This window comes from Nocardioides zeicaulis, assembly GCF_042432345.1.
GTDB classification, from domain to species: domain Bacteria; phylum Actinomycetota; class Actinomycetes; order Propionibacteriales; family Nocardioidaceae; genus Nocardioides; species Nocardioides zeicaulis.
Genome location: NZ_JBHLXH010000001.1, coordinates 1,858,331 through 1,875,275, shown reverse-complemented (window position 1 = coordinate 1,875,275; position 16,945 = coordinate 1,858,331). Strand labels below are relative to the sequence as shown.

Annotated in this window: 18 protein-coding genes; 12 read left to right on the top strand and 6 right to left on the bottom strand. The window is 73.2% G+C overall.

Annotated elements, in window-relative coordinates; translation table 11 throughout:
- The first annotated feature begins 20 nt into the window (after positions 1-20).
- Genes ACFFJG_RS09140 through ACFFJG_RS09110 form a run of 7 tightly spaced genes read left to right on the top strand, consistent with a single transcriptional unit; the run spans position 21 to position 7,616 of the window.
- A complete protein-coding gene (locus ACFFJG_RS09140) occupies positions 21-1,013 on the top strand; it encodes a hypothetical protein (RefSeq protein WP_378518293.1) in 993 nt (330 codons plus the stop codon).
- The gene (locus tag ACFFJG_RS09135; protein ID WP_378518292.1) at positions 1,010-1,753 is read left to right on the top strand and encodes a hypothetical protein; all 744 of its coding nucleotides are present in this window, start codon (positions 1,010-1,012) and stop codon (positions 1,751-1,753) included. Before ACFFJG_RS09140 ends, ACFFJG_RS09135 begins: the two co-directional genes overlap by 4 nt.
- Positions 1,753-2,154 carry a hypothetical protein gene (locus ACFFJG_RS09130; protein ID WP_378518291.1) on the top strand — a complete coding sequence of 134 codons (402 nt, stop codon included), beginning with the start codon at positions 1,753-1,755 and terminating at the stop codon, positions 2,152-2,154. The genes ACFFJG_RS09135 and ACFFJG_RS09130 overlap by 1 nt, the downstream gene beginning before the upstream one ends.
- 23 nt (positions 2,155-2,177) lie before the next feature.
- Positions 2,178-3,263 (top strand): sulfotransferase family protein, encoded by a 1,086-nt coding sequence (locus ACFFJG_RS09125; protein WP_378518290.1) that lies wholly within the window; start codon positions 2,178-2,180, stop codon positions 3,261-3,263.
- Positions 3,263-4,201, top strand: a complete 939-nt coding sequence (locus tag ACFFJG_RS09120) for a glycosyltransferase family protein (protein WP_378518289.1) — start codon at positions 3,263-3,265, stop codon at positions 4,199-4,201. The genes ACFFJG_RS09125 and ACFFJG_RS09120 overlap by 1 nt, the downstream gene beginning before the upstream one ends.
- The gene (locus ACFFJG_RS09115; protein WP_378518288.1) at positions 4,198-6,021 is read left to right on the top strand and encodes a glycosyltransferase; all 1,824 of its coding nucleotides are present in this window, start codon (positions 4,198-4,200) and stop codon (positions 6,019-6,021) included. The genes ACFFJG_RS09120 and ACFFJG_RS09115 overlap by 4 nt, the downstream gene beginning before the upstream one ends.
- Before the next feature lie 2 nt (positions 6,022-6,023).
- The gene (locus ACFFJG_RS09110; RefSeq protein WP_378518287.1) at positions 6,024-7,616 is read left to right on the top strand and encodes a glycosyltransferase; all 1,593 of its coding nucleotides are present in this window, start codon (positions 6,024-6,026) and stop codon (positions 7,614-7,616) included.
- A 178-nt stretch (positions 7,617-7,794) separates the two neighbouring features.
- On the opposite strand, the gene ACFFJG_RS09105 is transcribed toward ACFFJG_RS09110, so the two are convergent.
- Positions 7,795-8,919: a nucleotide sugar dehydrogenase gene (locus ACFFJG_RS09105; RefSeq protein ID WP_378519469.1), complete on the bottom strand. Its 1,125-nt coding sequence runs from the start codon at positions 8,917-8,919 to the stop codon at positions 7,795-7,797.
- Between the two features lie 131 nt (positions 8,920-9,050).
- Between ACFFJG_RS09105 and ACFFJG_RS09100 the strand changes: the two genes are divergently transcribed.
- Positions 9,051-9,764: a hypothetical protein gene (locus ACFFJG_RS09100; RefSeq protein WP_378518286.1), complete on the top strand. Its 714-nt coding sequence runs from the start codon at positions 9,051-9,053 to the stop codon at positions 9,762-9,764.
- 3 nt (positions 9,765-9,767) lie between these two features.
- Here ACFFJG_RS09100 and ACFFJG_RS09095 read toward each other — a convergent pair whose 3' ends face one another.
- The 4 genes from ACFFJG_RS09095 to ACFFJG_RS09080 form a co-directional block, all read right to left on the bottom strand.
- Positions 9,768-10,775 carry a hypothetical protein gene (locus ACFFJG_RS09095; RefSeq protein ID WP_378518285.1) on the bottom strand — a complete coding sequence of 336 codons (1,008 nt, stop codon included), beginning with the start codon at positions 10,773-10,775 and terminating at the stop codon, positions 9,768-9,770.
- The gene (locus ACFFJG_RS09090) at positions 10,748-12,238 is read right to left on the bottom strand and encodes a WXG100 family type VII secretion target (RefSeq protein ID WP_378518284.1); all 1,491 of its coding nucleotides are present in this window, start codon (positions 12,236-12,238) and stop codon (positions 10,748-10,750) included. The genes ACFFJG_RS09095 and ACFFJG_RS09090 overlap by 28 nt, the downstream gene beginning before the upstream one ends.
- A complete protein-coding gene (locus ACFFJG_RS09085; RefSeq protein ID WP_378518283.1) occupies positions 12,222-12,494 on the bottom strand; it encodes a hypothetical protein in 273 nt (90 codons plus the stop codon). The genes ACFFJG_RS09090 and ACFFJG_RS09085 overlap by 17 nt, the downstream gene beginning before the upstream one ends.
- 147 nt (positions 12,495-12,641) lie before the next feature.
- The gene (locus ACFFJG_RS09080) at positions 12,642-13,385 is read right to left on the bottom strand and encodes a hypothetical protein (protein WP_378518282.1); all 744 of its coding nucleotides are present in this window, start codon (positions 13,383-13,385) and stop codon (positions 12,642-12,644) included.
- Between the two features lie 125 nt (positions 13,386-13,510).
- Here ACFFJG_RS09080 and ACFFJG_RS09075 point away from each other — a divergent pair, with 125 nt between their 5' ends.
- A complete protein-coding gene (locus ACFFJG_RS09075) occupies positions 13,511-13,642 on the top strand; it encodes a hypothetical protein (protein ID WP_378518281.1) in 132 nt (43 codons plus the stop codon).
- Positions 13,643-13,646: 4 nt separating this feature from the next.
- Here the strand turns inward: ACFFJG_RS09075 and ACFFJG_RS09070 are convergent, their stop codons facing one another.
- Positions 13,647-14,243, bottom strand: a complete 597-nt coding sequence (locus ACFFJG_RS09070; protein WP_378518280.1) for a DUF998 domain-containing protein — start codon at positions 14,241-14,243, stop codon at positions 13,647-13,649.
- A gap of 84 nt (positions 14,244-14,327) precedes the next feature.
- On the opposite strand from ACFFJG_RS09070, the gene ACFFJG_RS09065 reads away from it, so the two are divergent.
- The 3 genes from ACFFJG_RS09065 (at position 14,328) to ACFFJG_RS09055 (ending at position 16,309) form a co-directional block, all read left to right on the top strand.
- On the top strand, positions 14,328-14,462 hold the full coding sequence (locus ACFFJG_RS09065) for a hypothetical protein (protein WP_378518279.1): 135 nt from the start codon (positions 14,328-14,330) through the stop codon (positions 14,460-14,462).
- A gap of 29 nt (positions 14,463-14,491) precedes the next feature.
- Positions 14,492-15,499, top strand: a complete 1,008-nt coding sequence (locus tag ACFFJG_RS09060; protein WP_378518278.1) for a beta-ketoacyl-ACP synthase 3 — start codon at positions 14,492-14,494, stop codon at positions 15,497-15,499.
- 111 nt (positions 15,500-15,610) lie between these two features.
- The gene (locus ACFFJG_RS09055; RefSeq protein WP_378518277.1) at positions 15,611-16,309 is read left to right on the top strand and encodes a DUF4230 domain-containing protein; all 699 of its coding nucleotides are present in this window, start codon (positions 15,611-15,613) and stop codon (positions 16,307-16,309) included.
- Positions 16,310-16,945 lie beyond the last annotated feature (636 nt).

The following is a 16,945-nucleotide window of genomic DNA, read 5'->3' as shown; positions in this document are numbered from 1 at the left end:
CACCGACGAGGAACCCGACCGTGAGCTTCCAGGTGGACCCCGACGCCCTCACCGCGGCGTCGCGACTCGCGTCCAAGCAGCACGACCACATCGGCGTGATCGACGACTACATCCGCTCCTCGTGCAGCAACTTCGGGGCGTTCTCGGGGGTGCTGAACCTCTTCCAGGGCAGCTACGAGTCGGCCGTGTCCACCGCCCACGACGGCCTGCGCGACTCCCGCGCGGTGGCCGAGAAGGTGCGCGACGCCTTCATCGACTCGCGCGACGACTACCTCGACACCGACCAGGCGACCTACGACCGCTTCCGCGCGCTGTCGCCCGACCCGGCGCACTTCCCGCCGTACGACCCCGCGGGCAGCGGCAACGACACGCCCGGCGGCCCGATCTCCAACGCCCCGGCCGACGGCACGAAGATCCCCGAGCTCGAGGACAAGCACCCGGGGGTGAGCGACGGTGCCGGCGCGGTCGGCGACAAGGTCAAGCCCGGCGGCCCCAAGGACGAGACGCCGCCGTGGGCCGACCCGAAGAAGGCCGCCCAGGACGCGGTCAACGACGCGATCGAGCGCCGCACCGACGAGTACCAGTACTACCGCTCGCTGGGCTACTCCGACGAGGAGGCGCTGCAGTTCGCCAAGGCCGACGGGGTCGACGGCCGCGCCGACACGATCAACCACGACCGGATCAACCGCAACGCCGAGGACGCCTACAACAGCACGTACGACCGGGCGATCGCCGCCGGTGCGAGCGAGGAGGACGCCCGCGAGCAGGCCAACGACGCCTACGCCGACTCCCGCTCGCGCGACTCCGCCGACCACACCCGCCGCCAGGACATCGGCAGCACGGTCGGCACCTACACCGACCTCTACGACGAGGGCAAGGAGACGGTCGAGGGGATCACCGACCTCGTCGACAACGTCAACGAGATCGGCGACAACGCCGACGACCTGCACGAGTACGACGACTACCAGTCCCAGGACGAGGACGAGAGCGCACAGGAGTGGGCCGGCCGATGACCATCACCGAGCACGTCAACCCGACCTCCGCGGTCTCGGGCGGCACCCCGCCCGGCACCGAGGGCCAGTACATCGAGGACAAGAAGGGCGACTGCGGCCTGATCATCCCGGCGATCGACGGCATCGTCGACAAGATCACCGGCTGGAGCCTGCTGGAGGCGCTGTTCAAGCCGGTCGCCGGCGACTTCAACGCCGTGTCGTCGATGCAGCTGGCGTGGGGCAACGTCGGCAACGGCTGCGCCGCGGTCGGGCAGAACTACACCTCCCTCGGCCAGCAGCTCCCCGCCGTGTGGCAGGGCCCGGCCGGCGCGTCGGCGAAGGCGCGGATGGCCGACATCGGCGAGATGCACGCCGACCAGCAGGAGGCCGCCGGCTACATCGCCGAGCAGCTCGGCCACGTCATCGAGGTCGGCAAGGCCACCCTCGACGTGCTGGTCATCGCGATCGACTTCATCGACGGCGTCATCCAGGAGCTCATCATCTCCGGCCTCGCCGGACCGATCGGCTGGCTCAAGGCGGGCGTGTCCGCGCCCGGCAAGGCGCGGCGCATCGTCGAGCTGATCCACGACGGCCTGCGCGCCATCGAGAAGCTCACCAAGGCGGCCGAGGCGCTGCTCAAGGTGCTGCGCTACGTCAACGCCGGGCTCGGCGGCGCCAACGCCGTGCTGTCCTCGATCAGCACCGCGCAGCACGCGGTGGCGGGCAACCGCACCGACGACTCGGCCGACCAGGGGTTCTGATGGCGCTCTCCGACCCCGGTCTCCAGGCCGCCCTCGAGGAGTCGCGCCAGCAGGCGCGCGAGGCGACCGCGTCGCTGCGGCAGATGGCGGCGCACCTCAGCGCCGAGCGTGACCGCTTCAAGGCCGAGTCGGCCCGGCGGATCGCCGAGATCCAGGGCCAGGCCCGCCGCGGCGAGCTCGGCCCGGAGCAGGAGCGGCTGCAGCGCCGGGTCGACGCCGGCGAGACGTCGTGGCGCGACATCGCCTCCGGCGCCGACGAGGACCCGGCCGCCGAGGCGGCGCGCGCCCACCTCAGCACCAGCCTCACCGCGCTGCGGGAGGAGCTCGAGCACGACGAGGCGTTCCTCGAGGCCGACGCTGCGGCCCGCGAGCAGCAGCAGCGGGCCACGCCGGACGCCTGAGGTGCACCGATAGGCTCCGGTGCATGAGCGAGCACAGCGGCCCGAGCACGTCCGCGGGCAGTCGGCGCATCGTGTTCGTCGTCGGCTCCGGGCGCAGCGGCACGAGCACCATGGCCGGGACCCTGCGCACCCTCGGCATGCACGTGCCCCAGCCCGAGGTGGTCGCCGACGCCACCAACCCCAAGGGCTTCGGCGAGCCGCGCTGGGTGGTCGACCTGCACGCCGAGCTGCTGCAGCGCAGCAACGTCCAGGTCTCCGACGCCCGCCCGCGGGCCTGGCTCGACGCCGGCACCACGAGCGGTGACCACGCCACCCGCGAACGCGTCACGGCCTGGCTCGAGGAGCAGTTCGCCGTGAGCGACGAGCTGGTCGTCAAGGACCCCCGCGCCGCGTGGTTCCTCGGCCTGTGGCGAGCGGCCGCCGACCGCTGCGGCGCCACGTCGTCCTACGTCACGATGCTGCGGCCGGTGACCGAGGTCGTCGGGTCGAAGCAGGCCTACTACGGCCGCATGGGCGCGGGGTCGGACCAGGGCGCCATCACCCGCACCGCCGCGTGGGTCAACATGATGCTCCACACCGAGCGGGCCACCCGCGACCAGCAGCGCGCGTTCGTCCACTACGGCGACCTGCTCGACGACTGGACGCAGCCGGTGTTCGCGCTCGGCGAGGCCTTCGACCTCACCTCGGTGCGCACCGCGATGGCCGTCGACATCGCCGAGGTGCACCGCTTCATCGACCCGAGCCTGCGCCGGGTCACTGCCACCTGGGACGACATCGGCGTCCCCGACCGGCTCCGCGAGCTGGCCGATGCGACGTGGCAGGCCCTCGTCGAGGTCGCCCGCGACGACACCGACGAGGTGCGCCGCCGGTGCGACGAGCTGCGCGAGGCCTACGCCGCGCAGTACGCCGAGGCCGAGGCGTTCGCCCACTCGACCGTCGTCGCCCAGCGCCGCACGGCCGCCGCCGAGGCCCGTCGCCAGGCGGCCGCGGAGGCACCCCGCAGCGGCGCCGACCGAGTGCCCCACGCGGTGCGCGCGATGGTGCCGCCTGCCGCGCGCCAGAAGCTGCGCAAGGTGGTCGGCCGGGAGCGCCCGCAGGGACCGGCGTGATGCCCGACATCGCCTCGCTGGAGGGCTTGGCCGACTACGACGTCACCTGGCCGTGGACAGCCGGCGAGCGGCTCGCGCCCGGGCTGACATGCGTCTTCCGGGTCCGCAACGAGGCCCGCAACCTGCCGTGGGTGCTGCCCCCGATCCTCTCCGCCGTGCAGCACGTGCTGCTGGTCGACAACGGCTCCGACGACGGCACCTCCGACGTCGCGCGCCGGGTGGCCGAGGAGTGCGGGGCGGCCGACCGGCTGACCGTCCTGGCGTACCCGCACCGCGTCTCCCGTGCGGGTGGCGAGCACCTCGCGACGCCCGCGACGAGCGTCCACTCGCTCACGCACTTCTACAACTGGTGCTTCTCCCACGTCCGCACGACCTATTCGATGAAGTGGGACGGCGACATGGTGCTCACGCCCGAGGGCGCCGGCATCCTGCGCGACCTGTCGTGGCAGCTGCAGTCGACCCGCGCGATCGTGGCGATGCCGCGCCACCCGCTGACCGTCGTCGACGAGTCCACCGGCTGGCTCGACCTGTCGCTGCGCTTCCTCGAGCCCTGGGTCTACCCGATGGGCCCCGACTTCACCTTCGTCAAGGCCTTCGACTGGGAGCTGCGCGAGTTCCCGCCCGACGTGGAGCGGATCGTGCTCCAGCAGGGCCTGTGCGTGGAGGTGAAGTGGCTCGACGCCGACGAGTACGCCCACTGGCGCCGTGACGGCGTCGACTTCACCAACACCCGGCTCTACCGCAAGCTGCGCGAGTTCGAGGTCGACGAGGCCATCCGCACCGGCCGCGCGGAGGAGCTCGGCGGTCTGGTGGAGGTGACCGCACCCCCCGGCGTCCACGTGATCGACCACGTCAGCCGCGACTGGCTCTGGCGCCAGCCCCGACCCCTCGTGCAGCACTCGCTGCCGGCCTCGCTCAAGGAGCGCGTACGCCCGTGACCCCGCCCCCCACCGCCCACCCGCTGCACGACGTCCGGATGCCCGGCCCGACGCTCGTGCTCGTCGACGACTCGGACGCGCTCGCCCTCGACGCCCTGCACGGCATCGAGGACGTGGCCGGCATCGAGGCGCACATCGTCACGCTGTCCTCGCTCAGCGGGCCGCTCAAGGGCTGGGGCTCGGTGCTGGTGGTCGCCGCCGACCGTGCGCGGCTGCGCCGGATGGCGAGCGCGGTGCCGCTGCTGGGCCAGTGCAAGGTCGTCGCCTGCTGGCTGACCGACACCCCCGTGCCGTGGGTGGTCGTGCCCCGCCCGGAGTGGCCGCGGCTGGTCCACCTCGCCGCACGCGAGGCCGGGGAGCGGGGCGTGCTGACCGTCCTCCGGTTCGCCGGCGGCGCCCGCGCCCAGCTCGTCGTGATGGAGATGGCGCGCCAGGCCGCCGGTCCGGGCGACACGACCCACGGCGGCGTGGTCGTCGCCTACGCCGGTCGCCCCGCGGCGCCCGGTCTCGACGCCCGCAGCGTGCTGCTGCCCGACGTGACGCAGGCGGGCGCGGCGGAGCGCGACGTGCCGCCCGACGTCGTCGTCACGCGCCGCGGCGCGGGCGTGCAGCAGAGCGTGCCGGAGCACCACGTCATCGACCGCGCCCCGGTCGTGGTCACCGACCCCGGTCCGGAGCCGGTCGACGAGCGGATCTTCAACCCCGTCGGCTTCCGCAAGGACTGGGACCGACCCGTCGTCGACCTCGCCTCGCTGGGGCGCGGTCCGGTCACCGAGTCCGTCGTCGACGCCGCCCGCGCCCACCAGGCGGTGCGGGTCTCCGCCGACGCCCGGGTGACCGACCTGCTCGCCCTCGCCGCCTCCGGCGTCCCGGTCGTCGGGCTCGAGGAGGACCGCTTCACCGAGCTCGGCCTGGCCGCGCCGCTGGTGGCCGCCCTGACCTCCCCGGTCGACCTCGACCACCCCCTCGCCCGCGAGGAGCACAGCCTCGCCGTGCGCCGGGCCGCCTTCGACCACCACTCGACCCTCGCCTGGCGCTCGGCGCTGGCCACGCGGGCGGGCGTCCGGCACCCCGGCATGCCTCCGGTCAGCGCGCTGCTGGCGACCAAGCGGCCCGACATGCTCGACTTCGCGCTCCGGCAGGTGGCCCGCCAGCGCGGCGCCGACGTCGAGCTGGTGCTCGCCGCGCATGGCTTCGAGCCCGACCGCGACGCCGTACGCCGTGCCCTTGGCGACCGGCCCCACCAGGTCCTGACCTTCGACGGGGCCGAGTTCTTCGGCGACGTCCTCACCGCCGCCGCCCGCGCCGCGTCCAGCGAGGTGCTGCTCAAGGTCGACGACGACGACTGGTACGCCCCCGACGCCGTCCACGACCTGCTCATGGCCCGGCGCTTCTCCGGCGCCGACGTGGTCGGGATGCCCTCGGAGTTCGTCTACCTCCACGCCAACGCCGAGCGCGAGGCCCTCACGGTCCGCCGCAACCACCCCTCCGAGCTCTTCGCCCGCTTCGTCGCCGGCGGCACGCTGCTGCTCGACCGCGGGCTGCTGCACGCCCTCGGCGACTTCCGGCGGGTGCGCAAGTTCGTCGACGCCCAGCTGCTCGCCGGGGTCGAGGCCGCCGGCGGCCGCATCTACCGCACCCACGGGCTCGGCTACGTGCTGCGGCGCACCGGGGCAGGACACACCTGGCAGCGCGACGACGAGGAGTTCCGTCGACCTGACATCGTGGCGGAGGAGTGGAAGGGTTTCCGACCGAGCCGCGCGCTCGAGATCGACCCGGTCGACCGACCGGACGGGGACCGCACGGACGAGGGGGAGTAGGCATGGCCCGGCAGCCGCTGGTGCGCCAGAACGACTGGGGCACCCTGACGCCGCCACGGCTCGGCGAGTGGGAGCCGACGCTGTCGGTGAGCGTCGTCGTGCCGACCTTCAACTACCAGCGCACCCTGCCCTACGTCCTGGCCGCGCTCGCCGCGCAGAGCTATCCCGCCCACCTCCTCGAGGTCATCGTCGTCGACGACCAGAGCACGCCGCCGCAGGAGCTGCCCGAGGTGCGCCCCGACCGCACCCGGCTGCTCCGGGTGGAGGAGGGCTGGGGCCGTGCGAACGCCTGCCACCTCGGGGCGCTCGCCGCCGACGGCGAGGTGCTGCACTGGTACGACGCCGACATGCTCGCCCACCGCGAGGAGGTCGAGGCGCACGCGCGCTGGCACCACCTCGTCGACTACGCCGTCCCCGGCGGTCACAAGCTCTTCGTCGACCCGGCGCCGCTCCTCGAGCAGGACCCCGCGGCGGTGCGCGACCGGGTCGCGGCCGGCGGGGCGGCCGACCTGTTCCCCGGCCAGGACCACGAGCCCCACCAGTGGGTCGAGGACTACTGGGCCAAGACCGACGACCTGCGCACGGCCGGGCCGCGCGCCCAGCGCTTCCACATCGGCATGACCGGGTCGGTCACCAAGGCGCTCTACCTCGACTCCGACGGCTTCGACCGCACCCTGCGGCTCGGCGAGGACATGCACCTCGGCCACTCGCTCGCGCAGGCCGGCGGCGTCTTCGTCGTCGACCGCGAGGCCCGCAGCTGGCACCTCGGCCGCTCGCAGGTCCTGCGGCGGGCCGAGCAGGTCAACCGCTACAACGACCCCTACCTCGCCGACCTCGTGCCGACGATGCGGCCCAAGCGCAACAGGCGCGGCCGCGCCTACCAGGTGCCCTACCTCGAGGTCGTCGTCGAGGCCGGTCCCGCCGACGACACCATCCACGTCGTCGACTCGCTCCTCGACGGCGACGTGCCCGACCTCCGTGTCACGGTCGTCGGCCCGTGGAGCACGGTGCACGAGGACCGCGTCCAGCCGGTCGAGGACCCGGTGCTGGAGACGCGCCTGGTCCACCGCTCCTACCTCCACGAGCCGCGGGTGCGGCTGGTCGAGTCCTTCGACGGCAGCACCGACGCGGAGTTCCTGCTCACCCTGCCCGACGTCAGCCTCGCGCCGCTGCCGGTCGCGCTGTCCGCGCTGCTCGACGACCTCGAGCGCACCCACCACGGCGCCCGGCTGCTGGCGTACGCCTCCGGTGCGACCGCCCGCCTCGAGCGCACCTCCGCGCTGGCACGCGTGGCCCGGATCGCGGACGACGGCGACGACCTCGACACGCTCCTCGACGCGTCGTTCGGCGTGAAGACCTACCCCGCGACCGACGTCGGCTGGGTGCCCGTCGCCGAGCGCGAGGTCGAGCGCTTCGTCCTCGGTGCCCGCCCGCCCACCGACCCCGACAAGTCGGAGAACCGGCTGCGCAAGGCCCTGCGCCGCGCCGCCGACGCCGCCGACGTGCGGCCTGTCCCCGACGCGCGCCCGACCGAGGCTGCTCCAGCGGACGACGGCGACCAGGGTCGCCGCGGGATCTTCGGCCGCCGCCGCTGATCGCCGTCCCTCGGCCTCAGGGTGGCGGCGTACGACATGTGCGCGGCTCCAACGCGTGTCGTATGCCGCCACCCTGGCGACGGTCGGCGTGACACTGGCGGCGTACGACATGCCCGGCGCTCTAACGCGTGTCGTATGCCGCCACCCTGGCGACGGGCGCCACGTGCGTGCTGACGGGTCAGTCGGCGCCGAAGAGGTCGCGGGTGTAGACCTTGTCCTTCACGTCGCGCAGCTCCTCGACCATCCGGTTGGCGACGATCAGGTCGGCGCGCTCCTTGAAGGCGGGGAGGTCGGTGAGCACCTCGGAGCCGAACCAGGAGTCCTCGCCGAGCTCGGGCTCGTAGACCACGACCTCGACGCCCTTGGCCTTGATCCGCTTCATGATCCCCTGCACCGACGACTCGCGGAAGTTGTCCGAGCCCGACTTCATGATCAGCCGGTGGATGCCGACGACCGACGGCTTGCGGTCGAGGATGTCGAAGGCGATGAAGTCCTTGCGGGTGGTGTTGGCGTCGACGATCGCGCTGATCAGGGTCTGGGGGACGTCGGTGTAGTTGGCCAGCAGCTGCTTGGTGTCCTTGGGCAGGCAGTAGCCGCCGTAGCCGAACGACGGGTTGTTGTAGTGCGTGCCGATCCGGGGGTCGAGGCCGACGCCGTCGATGATCTGGCGCGGGTCGAGGCCGTGGGAGAGGGCAAAGGAGTCGAGCTCGTTGAAGTACGCCACCCGCATCGCGAGGTAGGTGTTGGCGAACAGCTTGATCGCCTCGGCCTCGGTCGGCGCGGTGAACAGCACCGGTACGTCGTCGGCCTCTGCGCCCCCGACGAGCAGGTCGGCGAAGGCGCGCGCCCGCTCGGAGTCCTCGCCGACCACGATGCGCGCCGGGTACAGGTTGTCGTGCAGCGCCCGGCCCTCGCGCAGGAACTCGGGGGAGAAGATCACCGCGTCGGTGCCGAGCCGCTCGCGGACGTCGACGACGTAGCCGACGGGCACGGTCGACTTCACCACCATCGTCGCGCCGGGGTTGATCCGCAGCACGTCGCGCATCACCGCCTCGATCGAGGCGGTGTCGAAGTAGTTGGTCACCGGGTCGTAGTTCGTGGGGGTGGCGATGATGACGAAGTCGGCGCCCGCGTGGGCCTCCTCGGCGTCCGTGGTGAACGCGAGGTCGAGCTCCTCCTCGGCGAGGAAGCGTGAGATGTCGTCGTCGTGGATCGGGCTCTCCCCGCGCCTGAGCCGCTCGACGCGCCCGGCGTCGAGATCGAGGCCGACCACGCTGTGGTGGCGGGCGAGCAGCACGGCCATGGAGAGACCGACGTAGCCGAGTCCTGCGACGGAGATCCGGGTCACGGCGAGGATTGTGCCGTACGCCGGACAACGGCCGGTGCCGTGCTGCACGCTGGTGCGGCCACCGACCACGAGAGCAGGGGACCCTGGTGACCACACCGCGGCGCAGTCGACCCGTGCAGGGCTTCGGCCTCTTCGTCCTGATCGCCCTCGTGCTGGGCTTCGTGCGCGGGGACGTGGCCGTGTTCGTGCCGATCATCGTCTTCGTGGGCATCATCGTGCTGGCGAAGCGCTCGACCTCGCAGTCTGCCGGTCGCGCGCCGGAGGTCACCGGCCCGCGCGTCGCGGCGGCGGAGCTGGAGGCAGCGGTCGACCGGCTCAAGGGGCTCGCCGTCGAGCTCGCGCTGCCGGGCGGGCGGAGCCGCGAGGAGGTGGTGCGCGACGCCGCCGAGGTCTACGCCCGGCTGCCGGAGCACATGCGCGAGGAGATCGAGCGCCGCGCGCCGGAGGGCTGGTTCACCTCGGGGATGCCCGCCCCGTTCGGGGCGACCCCGACCGCGGCGACGCAGGCGGCGACACAGGCAGCGACGCCGGCCCCCACCCCGGCACCCACACCGGCACCCACGCCAGCACCCACGCCAGTCCCCGCCCCGGCAGCACCCACGGCCGGGCTCCCCGTCGAGCCCGTGGCGGGCGAGGACGTCCGCTACAGCGTGCTGGCCCCCGACGAGCTGACCGGCGACGCCACCACGCCACCGGGCGCGGTCGTCGACGGCTGGTACATCACCGCCGACCGCACCCGCGAGCGGTGGCACAACGGCTCGGCCTGGACCGCGCACGTGCGGGTGCGCGGCTCGCGCTGAGGCTCAGTCGGCCAGCGGCGTGAGGTCGGTGGGCAGCACCGCCGGGACCCCGGTGGCCTCCCGCGGTCCCCTCGTCGGGGTCGCACAGGTGCGCGGGTCGATGCCGTCGATCCCGTCGAGCCACTCGCCGCCCGGGCCCTCGGTCATCGGGAGCGTGACCCGGGCCGTCGCCCCGTCGTCGTCGAGCTGCACCGCGAGGACGGCGTAGGAGTCGGCGACCTCGCGCACGAAGGTGGCCAGCACCGGACCGCGACCCCCGCAGGCCGCCCACGTGGGTCGCCACCCAGTGAGCCGTCGCTCGAGCTCGGTGAGCGAGCGCACGGGCAGCGAGGCCTCGGCGGCGGGGGCCTGACGACGGTTGACGCCGTCGCGGACGCGCGGCGCCGTGACGGAGAGCCCGAGCCCGTCGAGGACACCGTCGGCGTCGACCGCGTCGACGAGGTCGGTCGAGGTGCGGTCCTCCTCCCACTCCGCGCGGACCTCCTCGCTGCCTCCCCCGATCGGCGCGGACGTCAGCGGCGGCGCCTCGAAGGTCGGCGAGGTGCCGTCGAGGCAGGTGCGGGCGACGGCGTCGGGGACTCGCCAGGCGGAGTCGAGGTGGTGGTGCGTGGCCACCTGGAGCGCGGCCTGGGCGCCCTCGCCGTCGGGCGTCACCACCAGCTGGGCGAGCTCGTCGTGCGGGCCGACGAGCGCCACCTCGACGGTGTCGCCGCAGGTGCTCGAGGTGGGCGACCACCCGTGGGCCGTGGCGACCGCGAGCTCGGCGCGCGTCGTGGCGCGCACCCCGGCGTCGTAGGACGTGGTGCGCCGACCCACGACCCGGTCGACGCGGCCGTTGCTGCCGAGCGACGGGCCGGCGACCCGCGCGGCGGTCGGGGCGACCCACGGGTCGGTCCACACCGCCACCGCCGCGTCGAGGTCGTCGCGGTCGGAGACCACGCCGGGGTCGCCGCTGCACCCGGTGAGCGCTCCGGCCAGCAGGGTCAGGACGACGGCGTGACCGCGAACCACGGCTCGTCCCATCCCGACACCCCCAGGCGACCGCTCGTGAAGTCGTCGCGCGAGACAGTCTGCTCCTGCCCGGTCGCCGGGTCGAACAGGGTCAGCGAGTCGCCCTCGCTGCCGGTGACGAGCACGACGTGGCCGGGGCGCGTGGTGTCACCGACGTAGAGCGGCACGGTGTGGCCGCCCTCGACCGAGCCGGCGATCGCGTCGTAGGTGTCGCCGCGGTCGGACGGCGACACGGTCTGCACCTCGTAGTCCTGCCCGGGCACCCCGCTCCCGCCGTCGCTCGACATCTCGGCCGCGACCGCCCAGGGCTGGGTGCCGGCCGCCTGCGGCCACGGGAACTGGAGGTCGCCGTCGCGGTCGTGGGTGGCGTTGGTGCGGTCGTGCATCGCCAGCGACTCGTCGGCGAAGCGCTGCTCGGGCGTGCGGGGGTCGGTGGTGCCGGTCTCGGCGTCGTAGCCGGTCTGCATCCACAGGGCGTAGGCCGGGTCGTTGAGCATCCGCGACATCACGAGGGCCGAGGACCCGCAGGTCGTCTGGTCGGGCTGGGAGTACGAGCCGTCGGTCGGCGGGTCGAGGTCGGCGAGCTCCGACGGCGTCATCGAGTGGAGGCGGGCGAGGTAGCGGGTCAGGGCGGCGCCGGAGAGGCCGGAGGCGACGCCCGCGACGATCCACGCGCGCTCGGCTTCGCTGCGGGCGCCGGCCAGGGCGTCGAGCACGGCCTGCCGCTGGGCGGGGTCGAGGCCGGCGAGCGCGTCGTCGTAGCGTGCGAGCGCCGCACCGGACAGCGGGCCGTCCTCGTCCTCCCAGCCGTTGACCACCGACACCGGGCTGACGCCGCCCGGGAGGGCGTCGGGGAGGTCGATCTCGTCCATCGCGGCCACGACGGCCGCCTTCGCGACGCGGACCGCCTCGGCGGCGTCCTGGTAGGCGCCGATCGCCTCGGTGATCGCCCGGACCACGCCCTGCACCACCCCGCGCAGGTGGTCGACGAGCTCCCACGGCCAGAGGTCACCCCAGGACAGCTGGAGGTGGTCGCGGAGCAGGTCGTCGGCCTCGCGGTGGCGGGTGCGCGCGGCCGTCATCTCGTCGCCGAGGCGGTCGAGCGCGGCGGCGACGGCGCGGGCCGCCGGCGGCACGGTGTCCGTGCGGGTGCGGAGGCGGCCCAAGGAGGAGCGGAACGCGTCACCGGACGTGCCGTCCCACGTCGTGGCGTCGATCGCGTCGCGCGCCGAGCTGAGGTCGTCGACGCCCGCGTCGACGGAGGTGGCGGCCGCGCGCCAGGCCGCTGCGGCGTCGGCGAGGTCGGCCGGGTCGGGCCCCGGGGGCTCGGTCGCGACCGACACGGCGAGGGCGACCGCGTCCACGATCGTCTGCGCGGCGTCCCACGGGGGCCAGAGGTCGATGTCCTCGACGGTGGCCAGCACGTCCCTCAGCCGCGCGATGGTGTCATCGAGCAAGCCCATGGAACTCTCCTGCCGAGGCGCCGTCGGTGGCGAGGAAGTCGCTGATGCAGGCCTCGACGCCGGCGTGGTGCTCCTCGACCACGCCGAGCACGACCTGCAGGACGCCGGCGAGGTCGCCCGCCGCGTCGGCGAGCGTCGTGGCCAGGTCGCCCAGGTCGTGCCCGGCCGCGTCAGCGGTGCGGCTGCGCGCCGCCCGGATCTCGGCCGCCGCGTTGTCCGCGTGCACCCATCCGGCGCGCACCGCGTCAGGCCTCATCACCACGCCCATCGGGGCTCCTCTCGTCAGGAGGAGCGTTCCCCCGCGGCGGCGTGCGAAACAAGGCCCGGGCGGGTTGTGGACGGGCGGCCCGGGGCCACCGGGCGGGAGGGCGGTCCCGCCCGGCGGCGTCCTGGAGCTGACCGATCAGCGGCGGTCGCTGGAGTCGCCGGTGACGACGACGTAGAAGCGCTTGCGGGTGCCGTCGGTCGTCACGCTGCCGTCGCTGTTGCGGGGGCTCACCACGACGTGGTTGGTGTTGCCGGTGCCGGGAGGGGCGCAGTTCACCACGCCGGGCTGGCACACGGCGGCGGAGATCTCGCCGGAGAACTCCGGGTTGTTGTCGGCCCCGAGCGCACGACCGTTGGTGACGCCGTCGCCGTTCTGGTCGACGGTGTTCTGCAGGGCGACCACCGCGAGGACGCCGTTGTCAGCCAGGTTCTCGCCGGCGTCGATGTAGACGTTGCCGTTGGCGCGCAGGCCGGTCGTGTCGGTGCCCGCGGGGGCGAGGGTCGGGTAGGCCGCGGTGACGGTGAACCCGCCCGACTGCGCCACGATCGCACCGGTCGCGTCGACCAGCGCCCAGCGACCGACACCGGCCGGGCCGGCGGGACCGGCGGGCCCCTGCTGGCCGGCGGGCAGCTGGCCGGCCTTGAAGTCACGGGCGCGCAGCGAGCCGTCCTTGACCTGGCGGGCACCGATGGTGCCGTTCTTGACGTCCTTGCCCTGGAGGGTGCGGTCCTTGACGTCCTGCGACTGGATCGAGTTGTTCCTGATGTCGTCGGAGCCGATCAGGCCGGCGGCGTAGGACGTGCCGGTCGAGGCGACCACGAGGGCCATCACGGAGACGGCCATCGAGGGAGAGGGGCGGCGGATCGAGGGGAGGCGCATCGGGTCGGACCCTTCGTCGTGCCGCCGTCGGAGCGGGCGGCTTCGAGGATGGTTCGGAGTGACGCGGATCACGGATGGGTACGAGCTCCGGATGCGGCCTTGGGCGTCGCTGGCAGGGTGGGGGCATGGGCATGGCGAAGAAGGTCGCAGCACTCGGCATCGCGAAGAAGGTCTACGACGAGGCCCGCAAGCCGCAGAACCAGGCGCGCATCCGGGCAGCGGTGCGCAAGCTGCAGGACCGTCGCCGGCCGCGCTGAGGCCTCAGCCGCGCTGCCGCGCGAGCGGCCAGGCGAACGCCGCCAGGGCGCCCAGCACGGGCCAGAGCGCCAGCCGCTCGAGCGCGCCGGCCGCACGGTCGTCGCCGGAGAGGATGAAGCCCACCGCGGCCGCGCCGGTGACGATGCCCGTCGCCAGGAGTGCCCGCGCCAGCCGTGGCCGTTGCTCGCGCAGCCGGTGGCCGAGCACGAGGAGCGCCACGGGCTGGCCCACGAAGAGCGGGGTCGCGGCGAGCGCGTGCAGGGTCGCGTCCTGGTCGAGCGGAGCCATCCCGGTGGCCACCGAGCTCACGCCGGAGACGACCAGCAGGCCCGTCACCCACGGGCCGAGGGGCCTGGCCAGGAGCGCCGCCCCGCCGGCGAGCAGCACCCCGTAGCCGACGAACGAGCCGTTCATCACCGCGTGCCGTGGTGAGCAGTAGTCGACCGTGCAGCCGACCTCGCCCAGCCGGCTGACCGAGTCGGAGACGAAGCTGTAGCCCCCGCGGGTGGCGGCGGCGGTCACCACCTCGGTGAGGACGTACGTCGGTCGCAGCAGGAGGGCGAGCGCGCCGAGGCGGACGCCGCGCGAGGTCTCGGGCACGGCGCGACCCTAGCCCGGGGCTCCCCACCGCTGCGGGTGTGCGCGCCCTTGTGGCCGGCCACGCGCGGGGCGTAGGTGTGGACGATGACCACCACGCCGCAGGAGCCGCTGCCCGCCCCCGACGTCGTCCCGTCGGGCGACCCCGCCACCAACCCCATCGCACCCGGGGAGGTGCCCGACCCGCCCGAGACGCAGCCCGCCCCCGACGGCCCGCGCTGAGCGGTGGACGCCGTGCCTATGCTCGGCCCATGAGGATCGAGCAGCCCGCCGAGATGACCCACGCCGCGATGCTGGGGCTCGGCGTCCACCGACCCGAGCGGGTCGTCACCAACGACGAGATCTGCGAGGTCCTCGACTCCACCGACGAGTGGATCCAGACCCGCTCGGGCATCCGCACCCGCCGCTTCGCGGGCGAGGACGAGACGCTCATCGGCATGTCCGTCTCCGCGGCCCGCAAGGCGCTGGCCGCCGCGGGCGTCGACGCCGCCCAGCTCGGCTGCGTCATCGTCGCCACCTCCACCCACCCCGAGCACACCCCGGCCTCCGCGCCGCAGGTCGCGAACGCGCTCGGCTCGACGGCCGCCGCGTTCGACGTCTCCGCCGGGTGCGCCGGCTTCTGCCACGCGCTCAACCTCGCCTCGGCGATGGTGCGCTCGGGCGCCGAGCAGCACGTCCTGGTCGTGGGCGTGGAGCAGCTCAGCCGCTTCATGGACCCGACCGACCGCGGCACCGCCTTCATCTTCGCCGACGGCGCGGGCGCCGTCGTGGTGGGTGCGGCCGACGAGGACGGCATCGGCCCGGCTGCCTGGGGCTCCGACGGCTCGCAGGCCCACGTCATCACCCAGACCCCGAGCTGCCTCGGCGGCCACGCCTCGGGCGAGGGGGCCGACCACCCGGTCGTGCAGATGGAGGGCACCGCGGTCTTCCGGTGGGCGCCGTTCGCGATGGCCGAGGTCGCCCACGAGGCGCTCAAGCGCGCGGGCGTCGCGATCGACGACCTCGACGCCTTCATCCCCCACCAGGCCAACCTGCGCATCACCCAGACGCTCGCGCGCAACATCCAGCTGCCCGAGTCGGTCGCCGTCGCCACCGACGTCGTCGACTCCGGCAACACCTCCGCCGCCTCGGTGCCGCTGGCCATGGAGGCGATGCTGCGCAAGGGGGAGGCCTCGGTCGGCGACACCGCGCTGCTCATCGCGTTCGGCGCCGGGCTCTCCTACGCCGGGCAGGTCGTCACCCTCCCGCCGCTGGGCTGAGCCCGTCGACGGCATGTGGCCGAGAGAGGTCGGACGTCCTGAAGTCACAGACATCTGGGGGGCGGCCGCCTAGCATTCCCCGGGGCGCGTGGCCCATCACAGGGGGAAGAAGTGGCGACGAAGGAACACGGCAAGCTGAAGGTCGACATGTCTGCAGCCGGGCCACGCGTCGGTGGTGAGTTCACGTTCGGACAGCTGGTCAAGCTCGTGGTCGCCCTCATCGCGGCCGCGGCTATCGGGATCGCGGCGTTCGTCGGTCTAGGAGTGTTCGGACTCTTCAGCATTCCCAACATCTTCAAGACCGAGCGGATTGATCGCAGTGCGCCGCCAGTGCTGAAGTCGATCGAGGACCTTGCGGAGTTCCGAGCCGCGGTTGGCAACTTCGAGGTGGTCCTGGACATCGAGGACGACGTCAACAACCTTCCCGACTTCCTCGCGGGGGAGCGCAACCTCTACGTCGTGACCGGCACTGTCGATGCGTACGTCGACTTCTCCGGTTTGGCGAAGGGCGACATCACCCTCTCCGAGGATGGGACGAAGGCAACGATCCGTCTGCCAGAGGTTGAGCTTGGAGAGCCCAACCTCGATCACGAGAACACTTATCGGTACGAGAACGACCGCGGGCTGCTGACTCGGGTTGGGGACGCATTCTCGGCGGAGGACGACTCCACACTCTTCGTCGAGGCCGAGGACAAACTCGCAACGGCCGCCGAAGCCTCCGAGTTGAAGGAGCAGGCCCTGTCGAACACGAAGGACACGCTGGGGAGCATCTGCAAGGCGCTCGGCGTGGAAGCGACGTTTGTCGACTGAAGCAGTCACCCGGTCCTCGCTCGCGATGTCGCGTGTGATCTTCGGCCGACGGTGGAGCGCTGGGCCCGACCTACGGGCCTTCCGCTCCACCGACGCGGAGCTCACCAGATGCGCTGGGCGACCGAGGCGCTGGTCTCTCCGGCCCGCAGACGTAAGCCTGTTTCCACTTGCCCTTGTACTTGCCAATCACTCTGACGAGCTTGTACATCCCATGTCAGCGGCCGCGGCGACGACCGCCTCAATGCCATGGACGTCGAAGCCGAGGCTACGCAGACCAGGGTCGCGCAGACGTCGTCGATGAAGTCGTCTTCGACGAACGCACGACCCTGGACGGTCATGCCGACCGCGACGAAGAAGTTGGCTACGTGGTCGAGGTCGCGGACGGTGGCGTGGTCGAAGCGCTCGATAGGTCCGGTCCCTTACTTGTCCTCCTTGTGATGGATGTCCACCGCGGTCGTCGCCAAGGGCGCTTCCCCACCTCGCAAGCCGAATCCGGTCGCGCGGCGCCCGCCGCGCGGCGTACGGTCGGGTCCTCGCCCCGCCCCTGGGGCGGCCGGGCTGTCCGGGCCTCGACCCGGGTGGCGACCGGGATCCGTGAACAGTGGTCCGACCACATCGGCAGGGGCTGCCCGGCGG